The sequence below is a fragment of the Aquabacterium sp. genome (assembly GCF_041915145.1).
Classification (GTDB): Bacteria; Pseudomonadota; Gammaproteobacteria; order Burkholderiales; family Burkholderiaceae_C; genus Aquabacterium.
This window is the reverse complement of record NZ_JAYSBZ010000001.1, coordinates 24,415-39,035: the sequence shown is the minus strand read 5'-3', so window position 1 is coordinate 39,035 and position 14,621 is coordinate 24,415. Positions and strand designations below refer to the sequence as shown.

The following is a 14,621-nucleotide window of genomic DNA, read 5'->3' as shown; positions in this document are numbered from 1 at the left end:
TGCTAGCTCCGCCACATCGTTCGAACCGGAAATACGCCACGCTATCTGCGTTATTCCCCCTTAAGGGGTGTGACCAATTTGACGAAACTGGATGCACAAGCCTTGCAAAGCAAAGCCACTCCACCACGCCGCACACCGATGTACCTGCTCAGCCGCCACCCCACCGTCAAGCTCGCGCCGGCAGCCATGCCGCAGCGCGGCGCGGGAGCGCTACATTGGGATCGGGCGGCTCACGCGTCGACCACCAAGGTCGTGATGCGCGCGCTGGAAGCCGTCAAGCAAGATACCGGAAAGACGGCCGCTGCGATGCCAGACGTGCCGCCTGTCACGTTGCCGTTGCAGTTGCGTCCTGCCAACCGGCTGGGCAATCTGCATCGATTGCAGGACCTTCTGACCGATTTTTTGCGCACCCCACCAGACGCGGGTTGATCCGGCTTCCGCAAGAAATCGAAATCGATTCGCCGACCGCCACCGAATTTTTGCCATCAAGGCTTGAAGGACGTCTTGATCTCGTCGATGTAGCGATCTTTTTCAGACCAGAGTTCGCCCACCCAGGACTGGAGATGGACTCTGAAGTCTTTTTCCAGCGCACGCTCGCCAACCCTCAGGTCAGCTGGAATCTGCACCTCATTGACGCGGACGATCACGTCGCTCACTTTGCCCGAAAGCAGATCCCAGAACGTGGGTACGCCGCGGGGGTAGACGATGGTCACGTCGAGCATCGCGTCGAAGGTATCCCCCATCGTGGCCAACGCCATCGTCATGCCGCCCAGCTTGGGGCGCAGCAGGTTGCGATATGGCGACTTCTGTTCGGCGTGCTTGGCGGCTGAGAAGCGCGTGCCTTCCATGAAATTGATCACCGACGTCGGAATGAGCTTGAAGCGCTCGCACGACTTGCGCGTCTCGGCCATGTCGCGTGCCATGCTGCGCTTGTCGCCCTGACGGCGCATGAACGGAAAGTCGAGCGCCCACCAGGCCAACCCCATCACCGGGACATAAATCAACTCGCGCTTGAGAAAGAATTTCAGAAACGGAATCTTGCCGGAGAAGACCTTCTGCAGCACCAGGATGTCGACCCAGCTCTGGTGATTGCTGCTCACCAGGTACCAGCCGCGCGACTTGAGCTTGTCGAGCCCCGAGACGTCCCAGCGCACGCGCTGCATCAAGGCGATCCACCAGCCATTGCACCCAACCCAAGTCTGAGCCAAGGCGTTGAGCAGATGGTCGCACGCCTTGCGTACCGCCGTGGACGGAATGGCGGCCTTGATCAGCGCTGGCGGAATCATGGCGGTGAAGATCACCAGCACATTGGTGGCCAGCAACACGCTGGCAATGGACCCTTTGATCGCGGCGATGAAACGGTTCGGCATGGTTGGATCTGACAACGAAAGGTGCGGATTATCGGAACCGTTCAAGCTTGCAAGAACTGCGCTACGTCAAATTTCTGTTGCGGTACGCCAGAAATCAGGGCAGCCACGCGTCTTTGCGTTTGGGCTTGCGCGACAGCACGGTCGGGAAGCTCACCGGCAGCGTGTAGGGGTAGTCGCGGCTGAAGTGCAGACCCCGACTCTCGCGGCGCGCCAACGCCGATCGCACGATGAGCTCTGCGCAGTCGACCAGGTTGCGCAATTCCAGCAGGTCGCGCGTGACGCGGAAGTTGGCGTAGTAGTCGTCGATCTCGCTGCGCAGCAGCTTGATGCGATGCAAGGCGCGCTCCAGACGGCGCGTGGTACGCACGATGCCCACGTAATTCCACATCACCAGGCGCAGTTCGTCCCAGTTGTGCGAGATCACGACCTCCTCGTCGGCGTCTTCGACCTGGCTTTCGTCCCAGGCGGGCAGTTTGGTCTGCGCATCGGCGGTGCGCGCCAGGATGTCGTCAGCACAGGTACGTCCCAGCACCACGCACTCGAGCAACGAATTGCTGGCCAGCCGGTTGGCACCATGCAGTCCGGTGTAGGTGGTCTCGCCCACGGCGTACAGCCCCGGCAAGTCGGTGCGGCCGTGCAGATCGGTCACCACGCCGCCGCAGGTGTAATGCGCGGCGGGCACCACCGGAATCGGCTGCTTGGTAATGTCGATGCCCAAAGACAGGCAACGTGCGTAGATGGTCGGGAAGTGCTCTCGCAAGAAATCGCCGTCCAGGTGGGTGGCATCGAGCCACACATGATCCAGGCCATGCTTTTTCATTTCAAAGTCGATGGCGCGGGCCACGATATCGCGCGGCGCCAACTCGCCTCGCTCATCGTGGTCCTTCATGAACCGTGTGCCATCGGGCAGACGCAAAATGGCGCCCTCGCCTCTCAATGCCTCGGTGATCAGAAAACTGCGCTCTTGCGGGTGATACAGGCAGGTCGGGTGGAACTGCACGAATTCCATGTTGCCGATGCGGCAGCCTGCCCGCCACGCCATGGCGATGCCGTCGCCCGTCGAGGTGTCGGGGTTCGTGGTGTAGCGGTAGACCTTGCCCACGCCGCCGCTGGCCAGCACCACGGCACTCGCGGCCAAGGTTTCGACGCGCTGCCCATCGATGTCGAGTGCATAGACGCCGTAGCAGCGATCAGGGGTCGTGTCGCTCTTCTTGAGATGCCGCCCGGTGATGAGATCGATCGCAATCCAGCGCTCGCGCAGCGTGATGTTGGGATGCTGACGCGCCTCGGCGAGCAGCACATCGTGGATCGCCTTGCCCGTGGCGTCGGCGGCGTGAGCGATGCGCCGCACGGTGTGGCCGCCCTCGCGCGTGAGGTGCAGGCCCAATGGCCCCTCGGGGTCGGGCGAAAACGGTACGCCGCGCGCCACCAGCCATTCGATGGCTCGCGCGCTGTGCTGGGCGATGAACTCGGCGGTGTGCTGATCCACCAGCCCGGCACCGGCTTCTTGCGTGTCGCGCACATGGCTGGCGATGCTGTCGTCGCTGCCCAGCACCCCAACGATGCCGCCTTGCGCCCAGGCCGTGGCGGCTTCTTCGAGCTGTCGCTTGGCCAGCACGATCACGGGGCGGGATTGCGCCAGATGCAAAGCCACGGTGAGGCCCGCCAGACCGGCACCCACCACAACAACAGGAAGTTCAGCAGAAGGCATGCTCATGGCGCGCGATTCTATCGACCCCCTCGATCCACCTTGACCGCGTTAGCATGCCGGCCGCAGCAACGAACAACATCCGTACCGAGGACACCCCATCATGCAAGCCTGGATCTGCGACAACCCCACCGGCCCCGAAGCCCTGACCTGGAAAGAGCAACCCACGCCAGAACCCGGCAAGGGCGAAGTGCGCGTGGCCATCAAGGCGGCCAGCCTGAACTTCCCCGATCTGCTCATCGTGCAGAACAAATACCAGATGAAACCGCCCACGCCATTCGTGCCGGGCGCCGAATTCGCTGGGGTGGTCGAAGCCGTGGGCGAAGGCGTCAAGCACCTTGCACCGGGCATGAACGTAGCGGGCTTCGGCGGCCTGGGCGGCTTTGCCACCCACGTCGTGGCGCCTGCCGCCGTGCTCATGCCCCTGCCGCCCAACTTCACCTTTGCGGACGCGGCTGCCTTCTTGTGCACCTACGGCACCACCTACCACGCGCTGATGGACCGCGCCGCGCTCAAGGCAGGCGAGACGGTGCTGGTGCTGGGCGCCGCGGGTGGCGTGGGCACCGCGGCCATCCAGATCGCCAAGGCAGCGGGTGCCAAGGTGATTGCCGCCACCTCGTCGGACGACAAATGTGCGTTCTGCAAACAACTGGGAGCAGACGCCACCATCAACTACAGCCAGGGCGACATCCGCGAGCAGATCAAGCAGCTCACCGACGGCAAGGGCCCCGATGTGGTCTACGACCCGGTGGGCGGCGACCTGGCCGAGCCGGTCTTCCGCTCGATCGGCTGGCGCGGTCGCTACCTGGTGGTGGGCTTCGCGCAAGGCAACATCCCGGCCATCCCGCTCAACCTGCCACTGCTCAAGGGTGCCAGCATCATGGGCATGTTCTGGGGCGAGTTCGCCAAGCGCGAGCCGCAGAACAACGTGGGCGTGGTCATGCAACTGGCCATGTGGTACGCCGAGGGCAAGATCAAGCCGGTCGTCGAGAGCCAGTTCAAGATGACCGAACTCAAAGAAGCGTTTGCGCTGATGGCCTCTCGCAAGGTCCACGGCAAGGTGGTGCTGCTCAACGACTGAGCCCGCTCTGCTCGCAATAAAAAAACCCCGCTGCGGCCGCAACCGCGCGGGGCTTTTCGTTGGACTCAAGGCCGTGAGGCTTGCCCGCTTCAGTGCACCGTGCGCCCGAAGGTGAACTTGCCGTCTTCGCTCACCTCGACCGGGATCACGTCCTTCGCGCCGAACCGCCCTTCCAGGATCAGCTTGGCCACCGGGTTCTCGATCTGCGCCTGGATGGCCCGCTTGAGCGGACGCGCCCCGAACACCGGGTCGAAGCCGACCTTGGCGATCTCGGCCAGCGCGGCCGGGCTCACTTCGAGCTTCATCTCCATCTTTTCGAGGCGCCGCTCCAGGCCCTTGAGCTGGATCTTCGCGATCGACTTGATGTTCGCTTCGTCGAGCGCGTGGAACACCACCGTCTCGTCGATGCGGTTGAGCAACTCGGGGCGGAAGTGCTGCTTCACCTCGACCCACACCGCCTCGCGGATGATTTCGGGGTCTTGGCCGGCCAGTTGCATGATCTGGTGCGAACCCAGGTTTGACGTCATCACGATGACCGTGTTCTTGAAGTCGATCGTGCGCCCTTGGCCATCGGTCAGGCGACCATCGTCAAGCACCTGCAACAGCACGTTGAAGACGTCCGGGTGGGCCTTCTCGACCTCGTCGAGCAACACCACGCTGTAGGGCTTGCGCCGTACGGCCTCGGTCAACGCCCCGCCTTCTTCGTAGCCTACGTAGCCCGGAGGCGCGCCGATCAGGCGGCTGACCGAGTGCTTCTCCATGAACTCGCTCATGTCGATGCGGACCATGTGGTCGTCGCTGTCGAACAAGAAGCCGGCCAGCGCCTTGCACAGCTCGGTCTTGCCCACGCCCGTCGGGCCCAGGAACAAGAAGCTGCCCAGCGGCCGGTTCGGGTCGCTAAGCCCCGCGCGAGAACGGCGGATGGCATTGCTCACGGCCACGATGGCTTCGTGCTGCCCCACCACGCGCTCGTGCAGCTTGCCTTCCATCTGCAGCAGTTTCTCGCGCTCGCCCTGCATCAGCTTGCTGACCGGGATGCCCGTGGCACGCGCCACCACCTCGGCGATTTCTTCAGCGCCCACTTGGGTGCGCAGCAGCTTCGGCCCGGAACCGCCCTGTTCTTTGGACGCTTCTTTGGCTTGCGCCTCTTTCAGGCGCTTTTCCAGCTCCGGCAGCTTGCCGTATTGCAGCTCGGCGACCTTGTTGAAGTCGCCCTTGCGCTTGAGTTCTTCGATCTGGAACTTGATCTTGTCGATCTCTTCCTTGACCTGCGCCGAGCCCTGGGCCTGGGCCTTCTCGGCCTTCCAGACCTCTTCGAGATCGGCGTATTCGCGCTCGAGCTTCGAGATTTCTTCCTCGATCAGGCCCATGCGCTTGATCGAGGCTTCGTCCTTCTCCTTGCGCACGGCCTCGCGCTCGATCTTGAGCTGGATGAGCCGGCGGTCGAGCTTGTCCATCGCCTCGGGCTTCGAGTCGATTTCGATCTTGATCTTGGCTGCGGCCTCGTCGATCAGGTCGATGGCCTTGTCGGGCAAGAAACGGTCGGTGATGTAGCGATTGCTCAACTCGGCCGCCGCCACGATGGCCGGGTCGGTGATCTCCACGCCGTGGTGCACCTCGTACTTTTCTTGCAGGCCGCGCAGGATGGCAATGGTCGCCTCCACCGTCGGCTCGTCAACCATCACCTTCTGGAAGCGGCGCTCCAGGGCGGCGTCTTTCTCGACGTACTTGCGGTACTCGTCCAGCGTGGTCGCGCCGATGCAATGCAACTCGCCGCGCGCCAGGGCGGGCTTGAGCATGTTGCCGGCGTCGATGGCACCTTCGGCCTTGCCAGCCCCGACCATGGTGTGGATCTCGTCGATGAACAGGATGATGCGGCCTTCGTCCTGTGCCACCTCCTTCAGCACGGCCTTCAAGCGCTCTTCGAACTCGCCGCGGAACTTGGCGCCTGCCAGCAGGCCGGCCATGTCGAGCACCAGCACGCGCTTATCGCGCAGGGTGTCGGGCACTTCGCCATTGACTATGCGCTGGGCCAGGCCCTCGACGATGGCCGTCTTGCCCACGCCCGGCTCGCCGATCAGCACCGGGTTGTTCTTCGAGCGACGCTGCAGCACCTGGATGGCGCGGCGGATTTCGTCGTCGCGACCGATCACCGGGTCGAGCTTGCCCAGGCGGGCGCGCTCGGTGAGGTCGAGCGTGTATTTCTTGAGCGCCTCGCGCTGGCCCTCGGCATCGGGGCTGTCCACCTTCTGGCCGCCACGCACCGCCTCGATGGCGGTTTCGAGCGATTTGCGGGTCAGGCCGTGCTCGCGCGCCAGCTTGGCGGTGTCGCCCTTGTGGTCGGTGAGCGCCAGCAAGAACATCTCGCTGGCGATGTAGGGGTCGCCGTGCTTGAGGGCTTCTTTCTCGGCGCCCTGGATGAGCGCCACGGTGTCGCGCCCGGCCTGCACCGTCTCGCCGCCTTGCACTTGGGGGATGCAGCTCAGCTCGGTTTCAAGGGCCTTGGCCAAGCCAGCGGTGTTGACGCCCGCCCGGGCCAGCAGGGCCTTGGGGCCGTCGGTCTGCTGGATCATCGCCAGCAGCACGTGCGCCGGCTCGATGTAGGGGTTGTCTCGCGCGAGTGCCAAGCTTTGGCCTTCGGCCAGCGCTTCTTGGAACTTGGTGGTGAGCTTGTCGAGTCGCATAAGGTCTCCTTGGTCTGCTCAGCAGATAGGGAGTGTGGGCGACTTTTCAAGCCCGGTCTTGCGGTGAACCCCGTGTTTTTTGTGCGGTGCGTCAGGCCAGCCAGCTGCGCATCCAGCGCGCGCCCGCCGCCGCAGCCGCCAAAGCGCCGAAAACGTGGATAAAGCTGTGCAACGCGGCCAGCTCGAAGCGCCCCTTGAGCAGCAGCGACAGCGACTCGGCCGAGAAGGTCGAAAACGTGGTCAGCCCGCCCAGAAAACCGACCACGCACAGCAGCCGCAGCGTTTCGTTCGGGCTGCGCTGAAAGTAGACCAGCCCCATGCCTGCCAACATGCCGCCCGCACAATTGACGGCCAGGGTGCCCAGTGGAAAGCCATGCCAAGCCGGATTCAGCCAGAGCCCCGCCCGCCACCGCACCACCCCGCCCAAGGCTGAGCCAATGACCACGGCCAACAGTTGCATCAGGTTCATGCTGCCCACCGCATCACTCCTGCTTCGGCACCGGTTGGACCCCGGCGTTGCCCGAGCGCACGCCCCAGCGAGCCACGGCTTCGTCATCGCTTTGCCGGGCTGACACCCACTGACCACCTTGGGCCGTGTGTTCCTTCTTCCAGAACGGCGCATCGGTCTTGAGCCAGTCCATCAAGAACTCGGCACCTTGAAAGGCCGCATGACGGTGCCTGGACGCCACCGCCACCAGCACGATCTGCTCGCCCGGCAACAGCCGCCCGACCCGGTGAATCACCAGGCCGGCGCGCAGATCGAAGCGGCGACGGGCCTCGCCCATCATCTGCTCGATGGCCCGCTCGGTCATGCCCGGGTAGTGCTCCAGCTCCATGGCCTGCAGACCGGGCTCGCTGCCGGCCGGCGCCACGTCGCGCACCGTGCCGACAAACGCCGTCACGCCGCCAATTTCGAGGTCGCCCGCCCGCAGCGCCGCCACTTCGCGGCTGAGATCGAAGTCCTCGGTCTGGATGCGTACCTGCCAGCTCATAGAGTCTCTCACCTGCCGCCGGTCAGCCGCCCGTTACCGGCGGAAAGAACGCTACCTCGACCGCCCCCCCGCCAGCGCGGATGGGTTCGGCATCGCTGCACATGTCCATGTTCAGCGCGCAGCGCAGTGGGCGGTCGTGCGCCAATGCCTCGGCGTGAGCGGCGCTGCGGGCAATCAACTGGTCGCGCAAGGCCGACAGCGTCGTGCCATCGGCCACGTCGAGCACCTCGCCCTCGCCCAATGCCTCGCGGACCGAAGCGAAATAGCGCACTTGCACACGTACGGTCGTCATGCTCCCAAGCCCCACTCTGAAAACGCGATGAATCGAACCAACTCGCCGCGTTGCACCACCTGGCCGGGCGCCAGGTCCACCAAGCCATCGGCCCACACGGCCGAGGTCAGCACGCCGGAACCCTGGTTGGGATACAGCTCGACGCCGCCTTGCTCATTTCGTCGCACCCGCAAGAATTCGCGCCGCGCCTTGTCGGCCTTGGGCCAGTCGAAATCGGCACGCAGCATCCGATGGGTTGGCGCAACCTGGGCTCGACCTGCCAGCTTGGCAAGCACCGGCCGCACCGCGATCAAGAACGTCACGAAGCTGGCCACCGGGTTGCCCGGCAAGCCCATGAAGGGCGTACGGGCCACGCGGCCAAAAGCCAGCGGCTTGCCCGGCTTGATCGCCAACTGCCACAACGACAGCTCGCCTTCGGCCTGCACGGCGGGCTTCAGGTGGTCTTCTTCGCCCACCGACACGCCGCCGCTGGTCACGATCAGGTCGGCGCCCTGGGCCGCCTGGCGCAGCGCCGCTCGGGTGGCGTCCAGCGAATCGGCCACGATGCCCAGATCGATGCACTCGGCACCTGCCGCCTGGATCAGCCCTCGCAAGGTGAAGCGGTTGGAGTTGTAGATGCCGCCCGGCTTGAGCGGCTGCCCGGGCATGGCCAGCTCGTCGCCCGTGCTGAAAAGCGCCACGCGGGGGCGGCGCCACACCGGCACCTTCGCCAAGCCGGCCGATGCGGCGACTCCAAGCGCCTGAGGCGACAAGCACGCCCCTTGCGGCAGCACCACGCCACCTTGTGCGATGTCTTCGCCGCGGCGGCGGATGTTCTGTCCCGGGCGAGGCACCGTCATCACCTTGACAACGAGATCGACGCCCTGGCCGCTGGCTTCGCATTGCTCTTGCATGACGACGGCATCGGCTCCGGGGGGCACCGGCGCGCCGGTGAAGATGCGTGCAGCCGTACCCGGCTGCAGCTCCGATCCGATCGTGCCGGCTGGAATGCGCTGGCTGACTGGCAGGCTCTGCCCCGCCTCGGCCACGTCGGCACAGCGCACGGCGTAGCCGTCCATCGCGCTGTTGTCGAGTGGCGGAACGTCAACGGTGGAGTGCAGGTTTTGCGCCAAGGTGCGGCCTAGCGCGTCGAAAGTGTCGCTCAACTCGATATCGGTCGGCCCGGATATGGTGGCCAGCACCTGCGCCAGTGCGGCGTCGAGCGTCATCAGGCTTTTGCTGCCAGCCGGCTGGCCGGGCGACGCGGGCTCAGCGGAAGGGAAAGGGGTATTCATAGCGGCCTGCATTGTCCAGCAGAAACGCGGCGACGCCCTTGGGGTCGTTCAGGTTCAAGACGGGCAAAGCCGGCACGCCGGAATCGGGCCAGACAGGGTCAGGGTCGGTTGCCACCGCCACGATTTGCGGGTCATTCAGATGGCGCAACGGCTGGGCACAGACAGCGCGCCACACCTCGATTTTCGGAATCGGGTCGTACTTGAACCCCTCGACCAGCACCCAGGCTGGCGAGCCGTCACGCGGCGGGCGCAACTCGCTCAGCAGGTCCGGCAGGCTCATTTCGGCCTCGACAGCGTGCTCACGCAAGACGGCCGTGCGGCGCGCCGAGGCCACCACCACCTCGCTGGCACCGGCCTGCCGATGCCGCCAGGAGTCCTTGCCCGGCACATCCATGTCGAAGCGGCAATGGGCATGCTTGATGACGCCTACCCAGCACCCCGCTTCGCACAGCAGCGGGATCACCTGCTCGATCAGCGTGGTCTTGCCCGAGCCGGACCACCCTGCAAAGCCAATCACGCGAATGACGGACATCGAACCAACCCGGATGGCGATCAGTCAGCGCAATGCTGAACGATGTAGTCCTTGATCGCCTGGGTGTTGACCGGCTTGACCACAAAGCGCTTGGGCAAGGCTTCGAGCCCTTCCAACCCTGCCGGTCGAACCGGATCGCGCCCCAACGCCTCGCGAATGGTTTCGGCGAACTTCACCGGCAAGGCGGTCTCGAGCACCAGCATCGGGATGCCCGGGTCGAGGTGTTCGCGCGCCACCTTCAGGCCGTCGGCCGTGTGGGTGTCGATCATCACGCCGAAGCGCTCGAAGGTGTCCTTGATGGTCGCCAGACGGTTGGCGTGCGTGCTCTTGCCCGACGCGAAGCCGAATTGCGTCACCCGGCCAAATTCAGCCGGCGCGAGCGTGAAGGCCCCGCGCTGCTCGACTTCGTCCTTGAACAAGGCGCGGGTGCGATGGCCATCACGGCCCAGCAGGTCGAACACGAAGCGCTCGAAGTTCGAGGCCTTCGAGATGTCCATCGACGGGCTCGATGTTTCGTACGTCTCGGCGCCCTTGCGCACGCGGTAGGTGCCGGTGCGGAAGAACTCGTCGAGCACGTCGTTCTCGTTGGTCGCCGCCACGAGCTTGTGAATCGGCAGGCCCATCTGGCGAGCCACGTGGCCCGCGCAGATGTTGCCGAAGTTGCCCGATGGCACCGTGAAGCTGATCTTTTCGTCGTTGTTCTTCGTGGCCTGGAAGTAACCCGCGAAGTAGTAAACGACCTGCGCCAGCAGACGCGCCCAGTTGATCGAGTTGACCGTACCGATCTTGTACTGGCGCTTGAATTCGAGGTCGTTGCTGACCGCCTTGACGATGTCCTGGCAGTCGTCGAACACACCTTCAACGGCGAGGTTGTGGATGTTCGGATCTTGCAGGCTGAACATCTGGGCCTGCTGAAACGGGCTCATGCGGCCGTGGGGGCTCAGCATGAACACGCGCACGCCCTTCTTGCCGCGCATGGCGTATTCGGCCGCGCTGCCGGTGTCGCCCGAGGTGGCACCCAGGATGTTGAGCTGCTCGCCACGGCGACCCAATTCGTACTCGAAGAGGTTACCGAGCAACTGCATGGCCATGTCCTTGAAGGCCAGCGTCGGGCCGTTGGACAAGGCTTCGAGCTGCACGCCCGCTTCGAGCGGCTTGAGTGGCACGATTTGCGGGGTGCCAAACACTTGCTGCGTATACGTCTTGGCCGTCAGCGCCTTCAGATCGGCGGCCGGGATGTCGTCGATATAGAGCGACAGGATCTCGAACGCCAACTCGTGATACGGCAGGTTGCGCCACTTGGTAAGCGTGGCGTCATCGACCTTGGGGTAATGCGTCGGCAGATACAACCCGCCATCCGGGGCCAGACCTTCAAGCAGGATCTCCGAAAAACCACGCGCCGCCTGGTCGCCACGGGTGCTGATGTATTTCATGGTCAGTCAGGCCGCTATCAGGCCAATTCTTCTTTGCGGATCCGCACGATGGGTGCGAGCACGGTTGGCAGCGCCTGCAACTGAGCCAGCGCCTGATTCATGCGGCCCTCTTCGGTGTCGTGGGTCAGGATGATCAGGTCGGTGTGCTTCTCGTCCTCGCCGGCCTCGCGCTGCAACACCGCGTCGATCGAGATCTCGTTGTCGGCCAGGATGCGCGTGAGCGTCGCGAGCACGCCGGTCTGGTCGGCCACGCGCAGGCGCAGGTAGAACGAAGTACGAACCTGCTCGATGGGCAGGATCGGCGTGTTCGACAGCTCGTCGGGCTGGAAGGCCAGATGCGGCACGCGATGATCGGGGTCGGCGGTATGCAGGCGGGTGATATCGACCAGATCGGCGATGACAGCCGAGGCAGTGGGCTCGGAGCCCGCACCCTTGCCGTAGTAGAGCGTGGTGCCCACGGCATCGCCCTGCACCACCACGGCGTTCATCGCGCCTTCGACGTTGGCGATCAGGCGCTTGGCCGGGATCAGCGTGGGGTGCACGCGCAACTCGATGCCGTGCTCACGGCGCCGCGTGATGCCCAGCAGCTTGATGCGATAACCCAGTTGCTCGGCGTAAGCGATGTCCGCGCCCTGCAGCTTGGTGATGCCCTCGACGTAAGCCTTGTCGAACTGCACCGGCACGCCGAACGCGATGGCGCTCATGATCGTGGCCTTGTGGCCAGCGTCCACGCCTTCGATGTCAAAGGTGGGGTCGGCTTCGGCGTAGCCCAGGCGTTGAGCTTCCTTGAGCACGACGTCGAAGTCCAGCCCCTTGTCGCGCATTTCGCTCAAGATGAAGTTGGTCGTGCCGTTGATGATGCCGGCGATCCACTGGATCTCGTTGGCGGTCAGGCCTTCACGCAGTGCCTTGATGATCGGGATGCCCCCGGCCACCGCTGCCTCAAAAGCCACCATCACGCCGCGCTCTCGGGCCGCGGCAAAAATCTCGGTGCCGTGCACGGCCAGCAAGGCCTTGTTGGCGGTGACCACGTGCTTGCCAGCCTTGATGGCGTCCAGCACCAGAGCGCGTGCCACGCCATAACCGCCGATCAACTCGATGACGATATCGACGTTCGAGTCGGCGATCACCTCCTTGGCGTCGCCCACCACCTTCACGCCGTCGCCGACGATGGCGCGTGCGCGCTCCACATCGAGATCGGCCACCACAGTGATTTCAATGCCACGCCCGGCGCGACGGCGAATTTCGTCTTGGTTGCGGCGCAGCACATTGAAGGTGCCGCTGCCAACGGTACCGATGCCGAGCAAGCCGACGCGGATGGGGCCCAGGGAGGGTGCTTTCATCTTGATGCTCCAGTCGCCGAGAGCTGGCGACGATGTTGTTTTATTGACCGTGACGTTTGCGGTAGCCGTCGAGGAAGCGCCCGATGCGCTTCACGGCCTCGGCCAGGTCGTCCGAATTCGGCAAGAAGACCAGCCGGAAATGGTCGGTGCCCGGCCAGTTGAAGCCCGAGCCTTGCACGATCAGCACCTTCTCTTCGGCCAGCAACTCATAAGCGAATTGCTGATCGTCCTCGATCGGATACATCTTGGGGTCGAGCCGCGGGAACATGTACAAAGCCGCTTTGGGCTTGACGACACTCACGCCCGGGATGGCGCTGAGCATCTCGTAGGCCAGATCGCGCTGGCGGCACAGCCGACCGGTCGGCGCGACCAGATCCTTGATGCTCTGGTAGCCGCCCAGTGCAGTCTGAATCGCCAACTGCCCCGGCGTATTGGCGCACAGGCGCATCGAAGCCAGCATGTTCAGACCCTCGATGTAGTCCTTGGCGTGCTTCTTCTCGCCCGACACCACCATCCAGCCGGCACGGTAGCCGCAGGAACGGTAGTTCTTCGACAACCCGTTGAAGGTCACGAAAAACACATCGTCGGCCAACGAGGCGATGCTGGTGTGCGTGTTGCCATCAAACAGCGTCTTGTCGTAGATCTCGTCGGCAAACACGATCAGATCGTGCTCGCGAGCCACCTGCACGATCTCTTGCAGGATCGACTCGGGGTACAACGCCCCGGTCGGGTTGTTCGGGTTGATGACGACGATCGCCTTGGTGCGCGGTGTGATCTTGGCCCGGATATCTGAGATGTCCGGCAGCCACTCGTTCTGCTCGTCACACAGGTAATGCACCGGGCGTCCACTCGACAACGACACCGCAGCTGTATAGAGCGGGTAATCGGGCGCCGGCAGCAGCACTTCGTCGCCGTCGTTCAGCAAGGCGTTCATCGCCATCACGATCAATTCGGACGCGCCATTGCCCAGATAGACGTCATCGACAGTCACCCCGCCGATCTTTTTCTCTTGGCAGTAATGCACCACAGCCTTGCGCGGCGCGAACAGACCCTTCGAATCGGTATAGCCGGCGGCGTCGGGCAGATTGCGGATCATGTCCTGCACGATCTCGTCGGGCGGCTCCAGCCCGAACACGGCCAGGTTGCCGATGTTGAGCTTGATGATCTTCTGCCCCTCTTCCTCCATCTCCCGCGCCTTCGCCAGCACGGGTCCACGAATGTCGTAACACACGTTGGCGAGCTTGCTGGACTTCACGACGGGTTTCAAGGGATGGCTCCAGATAGAAGAGAAAGACACACGCACTGAACCGATCCGGCCGCGCCACGCCGGTGCCTGTGTTGCGCAGGCGCGAAAAGATAAAATTAAACCACACAGGCCACGACGCGCCCCGGGCGCGAATGTGGTGCGGCCCATCGAACAAGTGCCCTGAACCTTGAAACTCCAGCCTGATCGCGCCATCGGCGTCAACGTGGTGAACGCGTGCACCAACGAGCACATCGTGATCAACGGGCAAGCATGGCGTGAGTCCGTGCTTTTGCCAGCCAGCGGAACCGTCCTGCCATGGCACGTGACGAATCACGAAGACCTGACAGTCGAACACTTTGGCCGGATCCTGAATGTGTCGCCGGAATTGGTGATTTTTGGCAGCGGCCCACGCTTGCGTTTCGTTCAGCCAATCTTGCTGACCGCGCTGATGGCGCGCCGCATCGGCATCGAAACCATGGACACCGCCGCCGCGTGCCGAACCTTCAACGTGCTGGCCGCCGAGGGGCGCAACGTCGTGGCGGCCTTGCTGCTGCAGGCGTCGACCTGAAGCCAATTCATACGCCGGGCTCAGCCATTGCATGTCGTTTTCGCAAGAAAGCCGGCACAAAGATTTATAATCGCCGACTATTCACGTGACGGCATTCA

At 63.9% G+C, this 14,621-nt stretch carries 14 protein-coding genes; 3 read left to right on the top strand and 11 right to left on the bottom strand.

The genetic code is table 11. The features are described from left to right. Positions 1-138: 138 nt before the first annotated feature. On the top strand, positions 139-429 hold the full coding sequence (locus tag ACE3SS_RS00180) for a hypothetical protein (protein WP_374590058.1): 291 nt from the start codon (positions 139-141) through the stop codon (positions 427-429). A gap of 56 nt (positions 430-485) precedes the next feature. Here ACE3SS_RS00180 and ACE3SS_RS00175 read toward each other — a convergent pair whose 3' ends face one another. Together ACE3SS_RS00175 and nadB are read right to left on the bottom strand one after the other, a co-directional pair. Next, the gene (locus ACE3SS_RS00175; protein WP_374590056.1) at positions 486-1,370 is read right to left on the bottom strand and encodes an acyltransferase; all 885 of its coding nucleotides are present in this window, start codon (positions 1,368-1,370) and stop codon (positions 486-488) included. 94 nt (positions 1,371-1,464) lie between these two features. Further along, positions 1,465-3,087, bottom strand: coding sequence for an L-aspartate oxidase (gene nadB / locus ACE3SS_RS00170; protein ID WP_374590054.1), 1,623 nt, complete (start codon positions 3,085-3,087; stop codon positions 1,465-1,467). Between the two features lie 94 nt (positions 3,088-3,181). Here nadB and ACE3SS_RS00165 point away from each other — a divergent pair, with 94 nt between their 5' ends. Then, complete coding sequence (locus ACE3SS_RS00165; protein ID WP_374590052.1) at positions 3,182-4,159, top strand: NADPH:quinone oxidoreductase family protein; 978 nt, start codon at positions 3,182-3,184, stop codon at positions 4,157-4,159. Between the two features lie 89 nt (positions 4,160-4,248). Here ACE3SS_RS00165 and clpB read toward each other — a convergent pair whose 3' ends face one another. The 9 genes from clpB to ACE3SS_RS00120 all read right to left on the bottom strand — a co-directional run bounded on the left by clpB (position 4,249) and on the right by ACE3SS_RS00120 (position 13,976). After that, positions 4,249-6,843: an ATP-dependent chaperone ClpB gene (clpB, locus tag ACE3SS_RS00160; RefSeq protein WP_374590050.1), complete on the bottom strand. Its 2,595-nt coding sequence runs from the start codon at positions 6,841-6,843 to the stop codon at positions 4,249-4,251. 91 nt (positions 6,844-6,934) lie between these two features. Beyond that, entirely contained in the window at positions 6,935-7,312 is a 378-nt protein-coding gene (gene crcB / locus ACE3SS_RS00155; protein ID WP_374590048.1) for a fluoride efflux transporter CrcB, read from the bottom strand. A gap of 13 nt (positions 7,313-7,325) precedes the next feature. Then, positions 7,326-7,835, bottom strand: a complete 510-nt coding sequence (locus tag ACE3SS_RS00150) for a molybdenum cofactor biosynthesis protein MoaE (protein WP_374590046.1) — start codon at positions 7,833-7,835, stop codon at positions 7,326-7,328. A gap of 22 nt (positions 7,836-7,857) precedes the next feature. Continuing rightward, positions 7,858-8,127, bottom strand: coding sequence for a MoaD/ThiS family protein (locus ACE3SS_RS00145; RefSeq protein WP_374590044.1), 270 nt, complete (start codon positions 8,125-8,127; stop codon positions 7,858-7,860). After that, positions 8,124-9,401, bottom strand: coding sequence for a gephyrin-like molybdotransferase Glp (glp, locus tag ACE3SS_RS00140; protein WP_374590042.1), 1,278 nt, complete (start codon positions 9,399-9,401; stop codon positions 8,124-8,126). The genes ACE3SS_RS00145 and glp overlap by 4 nt, the downstream gene beginning before the upstream one ends. After that, a complete protein-coding gene (mobB, locus tag ACE3SS_RS00135; RefSeq protein WP_374590040.1) occupies positions 9,376-9,933 on the bottom strand; it encodes a molybdopterin-guanine dinucleotide biosynthesis protein B in 558 nt (185 codons plus the stop codon). Before mobB ends, glp begins: the two co-directional genes overlap by 26 nt. A gap of 20 nt (positions 9,934-9,953) precedes the next feature. After that, positions 9,954-11,366 (bottom strand): threonine synthase, encoded by a 1,413-nt coding sequence (gene thrC, locus ACE3SS_RS00130; protein WP_374590038.1) that lies wholly within the window; start codon positions 11,364-11,366, stop codon positions 9,954-9,956. 17 nt (positions 11,367-11,383) lie between these two features. Continuing rightward, complete coding sequence (locus tag ACE3SS_RS00125; RefSeq protein WP_374590159.1) at positions 11,384-12,694, bottom strand: homoserine dehydrogenase; 1,311 nt, start codon at positions 12,692-12,694, stop codon at positions 11,384-11,386. 55 nt (positions 12,695-12,749) lie between these two features. Then, positions 12,750-13,976, bottom strand: coding sequence for a pyridoxal phosphate-dependent aminotransferase (locus ACE3SS_RS00120; RefSeq protein ID WP_374590036.1), 1,227 nt, complete (start codon positions 13,974-13,976; stop codon positions 12,750-12,752). Positions 13,977-14,142: 166 nt separating this feature from the next. Between ACE3SS_RS00120 and ACE3SS_RS00115 the strand changes: the two genes are divergently transcribed. Next, entirely contained in the window at positions 14,143-14,523 is a 381-nt protein-coding gene (locus ACE3SS_RS00115) for an Mth938-like domain-containing protein (protein WP_374590034.1), read from the top strand. The last annotated feature ends 98 nt before the right edge of the window (positions 14,524-14,621 follow it).

Bases quoted from the DNA above. Each gene is read 5' to 3' on its own strand.
- ACE3SS_RS00145 (WP_374590044.1), bottom strand. From the start codon at position 8,127: ATGACGACCGTACGTGTGCAAGTGCGCTATTTCGCTTCGGTCCGCGAG.
- ACE3SS_RS00165 (WP_374590052.1), top strand. From the start codon at position 3,182: ATGCAAGCCTGGATCTGCGACAACCCCACCGGCCCCGAAGCCCTGACC.
- crcB (WP_374590048.1), bottom strand. From the start codon at position 7,312: ATGAACCTGATGCAACTGTTGGCCGTGGTCATTGGCTCAGCCTTGGGC.
- thrC (WP_374590038.1), bottom strand. From the start codon at position 11,366: ATGAAATACATCAGCACCCGTGGCGACCAGGCGGCGCGTGGTTTTTCG.
- clpB (WP_374590050.1), bottom strand. From the start codon at position 6,843: ATGCGACTCGACAAGCTCACCACCAAGTTCCAAGAAGCGCTGGCCGAA.
- ACE3SS_RS00175 (WP_374590056.1), bottom strand. From the start codon at position 1,370: ATGCCGAACCGTTTCATCGCCGCGATCAAAGGGTCCATTGCCAGCGTG.
- glp (WP_374590042.1), bottom strand. From the start codon at position 9,401: ATGAATACCCCTTTCCCTTCCGCTGAGCCCGCGTCGCCCGGCCAGCCG.
- nadB (WP_374590054.1), bottom strand. From the start codon at position 3,087: ATGAGCATGCCTTCTGCTGAACTTCCTGTTGTTGTGGTGGGTGCCGGT.
- mobB (WP_374590040.1), bottom strand. From the start codon at position 9,933: ATGTCCGTCATTCGCGTGATTGGCTTTGCAGGGTGGTCCGGCTCGGGC.
- ACE3SS_RS00150 (WP_374590046.1), bottom strand. From the start codon at position 7,835: ATGAGCTGGCAGGTACGCATCCAGACCGAGGACTTCGATCTCAGCCGC.
- ACE3SS_RS00180 (WP_374590058.1), top strand. From the start codon at position 139: ATGTACCTGCTCAGCCGCCACCCCACCGTCAAGCTCGCGCCGGCAGCC.